Annotated in this window: 6 protein-coding genes; 3 read left to right on the top strand and 3 right to left on the bottom strand. The window is 66.1% G+C overall.

Features of this window, described 5'->3' with window-relative positions; translation table 11 throughout:
• Positions 1-280: 280 nt before the first annotated feature.
• The 3 genes from ACFV6D_RS06150 to ACFV6D_RS06160 all read right to left on the bottom strand — a co-directional run bounded on the left by ACFV6D_RS06150 (position 281) and on the right by ACFV6D_RS06160 (position 3,378).
• Positions 281-1,051, bottom strand: a complete 771-nt coding sequence (locus tag ACFV6D_RS06150) for a PaeR7I family type II restriction endonuclease (RefSeq protein WP_380558649.1) — start codon at positions 1,049-1,051, stop codon at positions 281-283.
• Positions 1,052-1,063: 12 nt separating this feature from the next.
• Entirely contained in the window at positions 1,064-2,740 is a 1,677-nt protein-coding gene (locus ACFV6D_RS06155) for an Eco57I restriction-modification methylase domain-containing protein (RefSeq protein WP_380558652.1), read from the bottom strand.
• A gap of 176 nt (positions 2,741-2,916) precedes the next feature.
• Entirely contained in the window at positions 2,917-3,378 is a 462-nt protein-coding gene (locus ACFV6D_RS06160; protein ID WP_380558676.1) for an NUDIX hydrolase, read from the bottom strand.
• Between the two features lie 17 nt (positions 3,379-3,395).
• Between ACFV6D_RS06160 and ACFV6D_RS06165 the strand changes: the two genes are divergently transcribed.
• From ACFV6D_RS06165 to ACFV6D_RS06175, 3 genes are all read left to right on the top strand, one after another.
• The gene (locus ACFV6D_RS06165; protein ID WP_380558655.1) at positions 3,396-4,175 is read left to right on the top strand and encodes a GntR family transcriptional regulator; all 780 of its coding nucleotides are present in this window, start codon (positions 3,396-3,398) and stop codon (positions 4,173-4,175) included.
• A gap of 135 nt (positions 4,176-4,310) precedes the next feature.
• Positions 4,311-4,793, top strand: coding sequence for an ATP-binding protein (locus ACFV6D_RS06170; RefSeq protein WP_380558658.1), 483 nt, complete (start codon positions 4,311-4,313; stop codon positions 4,791-4,793).
• On the top strand, positions 4,790-4,948 hold the full coding sequence (locus ACFV6D_RS06175; RefSeq protein WP_380427277.1) for a hypothetical protein: 159 nt from the start codon (positions 4,790-4,792) through the stop codon (positions 4,946-4,948). The genes ACFV6D_RS06170 and ACFV6D_RS06175 overlap by 4 nt, the downstream gene beginning before the upstream one ends.
• Positions 4,949-5,024 lie beyond the last annotated feature (76 nt).

Consider the following 5,024-nt stretch of genomic DNA (forward strand, 5'->3'; position numbering starts at 1 on the left):
GCGTCTCACTCCCTCCTCCACACCCCCCACCCCCGCCCCCCCCCACCCCCCCCACCCCTGCCAATCATAATTCCATCCTCTCACACCCCCCCCCCCCGGGGGGGGGCCCCCCCCCACGTATCCCGACCCAGGCTTCCCGAGCCCGGGAGTGTTCGTGTTGATTGCTGCCGCCATCGATCACCTGGCGACAAACCCCTCAGGTCAGGACGCTTCCCCCTGACCTACGATCCGCCCGACCCGGCACGTGCTACACGGTGCGCGCCCGCATCGCTCACGCGGATCAGCCTTGGGAGACGTCCCCGAACAGCGTGCTGTGAGGCCAGTGCGGCCTCGGCAGTCCCAGTTCCTGCAAGTAGCCGATCCGCGCGTTTATGGCGGCAGAGAAGTGCCTCCAATCCAGACTGGCAACCGGCTCGTTCGGCTTCGGGTCAGTCGCGGACGACGTGACGTAGCAGACCGCGTCGTAGAGCTGCTCGGTCATCAACCGCTGGCAGAAGATCCCGAACCGCTCCTGGTAGGACTTGCCGTGCCAGACGCCTTCGACCGGGAGAGCCCCCTCAGCCGGCTTCACGGGTCGCCTCGATCCTTCCTCGTCTTGCATGATGAAGAAATAACCGAGCCAGGGCTTCTCCCCGGGGTAGAGGTCCGCCAGCGCCGCCCTTCGAAGGTCGACGGCGCTGCCGAGGGCCTCCTCGACCCGGTTGTTGTAGTTGTTGCCGAAAGATGGCCCGCCCAGGGCCTTCATCTCGAAGGCAGCCACCAGCGTGTTCTCATAGGTGACGACGACGTCCCACTGCTTCTGAGGCCTGTAGTAGCCAGGAAGCTCCAGACGCTGGGACTTGGCGATCCGAATGCTCTCGCGCGGGTAGCCCGCTTCCAGGAAGAACTTCGCCAGGAGGGCCGCGATGGAATCGAAGTGCTTGCCGCCTCTGACGGAACCCGCGGTGCCGGCGCCGACTGCGGCCTTGATCACCGACTGTTCGTTCTGAGCCTGTTTGACACCCCAGTACGCCGCGACGGCGTCCTCGAAGTCCTGGCGGCTGACCGTCAAGGTCGGTTCCTCCTAATCGGGAAGCTCGGTAAGCCCGTAGACACGCAGTGCTGCCTCGGTGGCCGCCCTCACGTCCCGCTTGTCGAAGGCGTCTGCCAGGGCAGCACGGTCCTCATCGGCAATGGCCGCCGGGTCCGGCACACGGATCTTGCGGAGATACTGCGCCTGGAAGCGGAGCGTTCCCCCACGCATCTTGACCGCGTATGCCTCCACGAACGCCTCGGCCACCTTGGAGAGGAGCAGGCCGCCAAGCACGCGCATGTCCCAGACGTCCGAGACGATGAAGTACAGGTTGTGGTGAGGGTACAACTTCCCCTCGTCGAGCACCGGATGGATCGTCAGCTTCATGTCCGGGACGAGGAGTTTCGACCGACTCGTCAGTCTGTGGTCGACCTTGTCGATGGTCTTGTACCAACGGTCGGGCTGCTTGACTGCGACATACCTCTTACGCAGGGCGCCGCTGTGTCGGCGAAAGTAGGCGGCGAGTTTCGGATAGGCAGCAAGATCGACGAGTTCGCCCTGGGAGTTCCACGGATTGACCAGGCAGGACCCGCTCCAGTCGATGGAACCGCTGGTGGTGTCTCGGACCATGGCCAGAGGCAGGAGCCGGTCCGGCTCGACCAGTTCGCGATCATCGGTGATGAATACCTTGTCCGCACCGGTCGCGACACCGATGCCGACGCGTGTCCCCGTGGTCTTGTCCTCCAGCAGCCGAAACCGGTCGCTGAGGTCTTCAAGAACGGCGAGCCTGGCAGGTGAGGCCGCCGGCCAGGAGTCCTCGCCAGGGAACCAGTGCGGCAGAGGTGCCGCCTGAAAGGAGGCCGTGGCGATCGGCTTCCGACCTTCGGCCTCGTACCAGGCGAGGAAGTCACGGGCTTCCGGCTCCCCGAACGCGCGGGTCGTATCGGCGGCAACCGCGCCACCCTGCGCCTGGCGGGAAATGATCGTGACCGCGGGGTACGCCGCAACCTGCTCCTGGAAGGCGTCCACGTCGTGCATCACCAGCGTCAGATCCATACTGAACTGCCTGGTCACCAGCTGGCGGAGTTTACGACCGTACTGGTTCCTCATCCAACGGTCTGCGCAGATGAAACCGAGCCGTCCCCCTGGCTGCAGACTCCGAAGTGCCACCTCGTAGAAGCCGATGTAGATATCGGCGCGGCCCCCCATCGTGGAGCAGGCGTTGCGGTAGGCATCCATCCGATCGTCGGGGACATCCTCCAGCCTGATGTAGGGGGGATTGCCGACGATGAAATCCGCATGGTGCTCGGCATCGGCCTGGAGAAGGTAGTCGCCCTGTTTCACCCAGTAGGAGGCAACCTTCCGAGCATCACTCCGCTCCCAGCCGTCATCGTGGAGCCGCTGCTCGACGACTCCACGGCTCTCGGCCACATTGCGCCCGAGCAGGTCGAACGCCTGGACGGCGTTCACCGAGTCGGTGATCGAACGACCGTGGGCTCGGCATGAGGCGCTGATCCGCGAAGCGATCACGCCGAGGAACGCTCCTGCACCACAAGCAGGCTCGACGACCCTCAGCTGTGTGAGGTCCTTGTCCGGCGTGTAGCCGAGCAGATCGAGGATGAGCTCGACGACCCAAGGGCGGGTGAAGACCTCGCCATGCTCGACTGCTTCCGCGGGAACCTCAGGCAGCGCCTGCTTGTCGATGTCGAAGAGCGCCAGAGTTGCCACGGCTCGACCCTACAGCGGGCGCCTCGGCGACCACCCCAAGCCTGACCACGATCGCTTGACATCGAACATCCAAGCCATCACTCCTTGTGCTTGCCGTCCCGCATCAAAACCACCTATCGCGTGCTGTGGGTGGAAGTGATATCGGTGCCGATCGGGCAGCAGACGGATCGACGTCGTCAAAGCACGTGTCGGCCGTCGTGGGTTCGGATACTCGGCGCTGTGTCGTCCCGAAGCGCATCCAGGATGCGTACGGCATAGACCTCGGCCATGCGGTCGGAGACCTCGGCCGGGGTGAGCCAGTCGACCTCGACCGACTCGTCCGAGGGCCGCTCGGTGCCGCTCTCCGGTCGGCAGCGGAAGACGAGGGCGACGATCCCTCGGCTTACGTTCTTGTACACGCCGGTCAGCCGCTCGACGGTGACCTTGACCCCGGTCTCCTCGTAGACCTCGCGTCGCACGCCGTCCTCGATGGCCTCGCCCAGTTCCAGCACGCCACCCGGAGGTTCCCAAGCCCCGTTGTCGGCCCGGCAAATCGCCAGCACCCGGCCGTCCTCCCGCACCACCACCCCCGCGACGGACACCGAGTGGAGCGGCGTTGACTGGAACTTCCCGGCGCTGTTACTCATGTGCAGGAGGATAGGAGCCCTGAAGGACTATGGCGAGTAGTGAGGTGGCCTCGTCGGCCACGACGAAGTACCTGCAGATCGCGGCTGATCTTGCCGCGCAGATCAAGTCGGGCGTTCTCGCTCCCGGTGCGACCGTGCCCAGCGAGGCCGAGCTCATGCAGCGGTACGGAGTCGCATCCGGGACAGTTCGCAAGGCCATCGCCGAACTCCGAACGACTCAGCTCATCGAGACGCACCATGGTCGAGGCTCGTTCGTCCGCTCCCGCCCGCCGGTTCAGCGCAAGTCTGCGGACCGATTCCGCCGCGCCCATCGCAACGCCGGCAAGGCCGCGTACCTCGCAGAGGCAGAGACCTCCGGCGGCATCCCGTCCGTGACCGTGCTGTTCGTGGGCCCCACAGCAGCACCTCCCGAGATCGCCGATCGCTTGGGACTTCCCGCCGGTACCCAGGTGCTGGCCCGCAAACGCCGGTACTTCCGAGATGGGGTGCCCACCGAGGAGGCCACGTCATACCTGCCGTGGGACGTGGTCAAGGACATCCCTGAGGTTTTCGCCGAGAACCCCGGTGGCGGCGGCATCTACGCCCGCCTCGAAGAGCACGGCCACTCCCTCGTCGAGTTCACCGAGTCCGTACGGGCCAGACTCGCGACCAAGCCGGAGACCAAAGCGCTCACCCTGAGCCCCGGCGCGCCGGTGATCCATCTCGTTCGCGATGCCATCACCGCGGATGGCCGAGTGGTGGAGGTGTGCGACACCGTCATGGCGGCCGACCAGTTCGTTCTCGACTATCGCTTTCCCGCGCATGACTGACTAACGATCAACTATCCCAACCCGTCGCGAGATTCCTCCCGCGACGGGTTGACTCATGTACAGGAGTCGGGCACTCTTCTACTCGTCACTCATGTACATGAGTGCATGGAAACACCTCATTTAGAGGAGATGGTCGTGTTCGAGGCCGACGTCCTGGAAGTTCCCATGCAGCACGCTTCGACGGAGAGTCGCGCGACTCCCGACACCAACTCAATGTCGGTGTCGACGGCAGCGGAGCTGTTGCTGCCCTATCTGCCGGAGTCGGTGGGCGCTGCCCGCCGGTTCGTCGCGGCGACGCTGCGGGAATGGGGCCTGGACGACCTGGTGGACGACGCCGCCGTGATCGTCAGCGAGTTGGTCACCAACTCCTTCAAGACCTGCTGCCAGACCCGCATTCTCGTCGGCGTTCGCCGTCCGACCGACCGGATCGTCCGCATCCTCGTCGGTGACGGTTCCCGCTCGATGCCCGTGATGGTCCAGGCCGGGCCGGACGCCACGTCCGGCCGGGGCCTGGCGATGGTCCACCGGCTCACTCGCGGCCGCTGGGGCGTCACGCTCCTCCCGTTCGGGAAGGTCGTCCACGCCGACCTTGTGGCGCCCGCGCCGATCCCCCGGTGAACCCGCGACCGCCGGAGGAGAGTTGCGCCTCCGACGATGCGCCGCCGCCCACCGCCCCCGACCTCGCCCGGGTCTGGGCCGCCTACGGGGTGTCCGCCGCTGCCGGACTGCACGTCATCGCCGCGGCCCTGGTGCTGATCAACCACTCCCACTGAACTCCCGTCCGCGACGCCGGCCCGGGCGGCGCGGGCGCGGCGGCCCCCGCCCGCGGCACCCTGAGCGGGGACGACG

The organism is Kitasatospora sp. NPDC059812 (assembly GCF_042732075.1).
GTDB lineage: Bacteria > Actinomycetota > Actinomycetes > Streptomycetales > Streptomycetaceae > Kitasatospora.

Bases quoted from the DNA above. Each gene is read 5' to 3' on its own strand.
- ACFV6D_RS06165 (WP_380558655.1), top strand. From the start codon at position 3,396: ATGGCGAGTAGTGAGGTGGCCTCGTCGGCCACGACGAAGTACCTGCAG.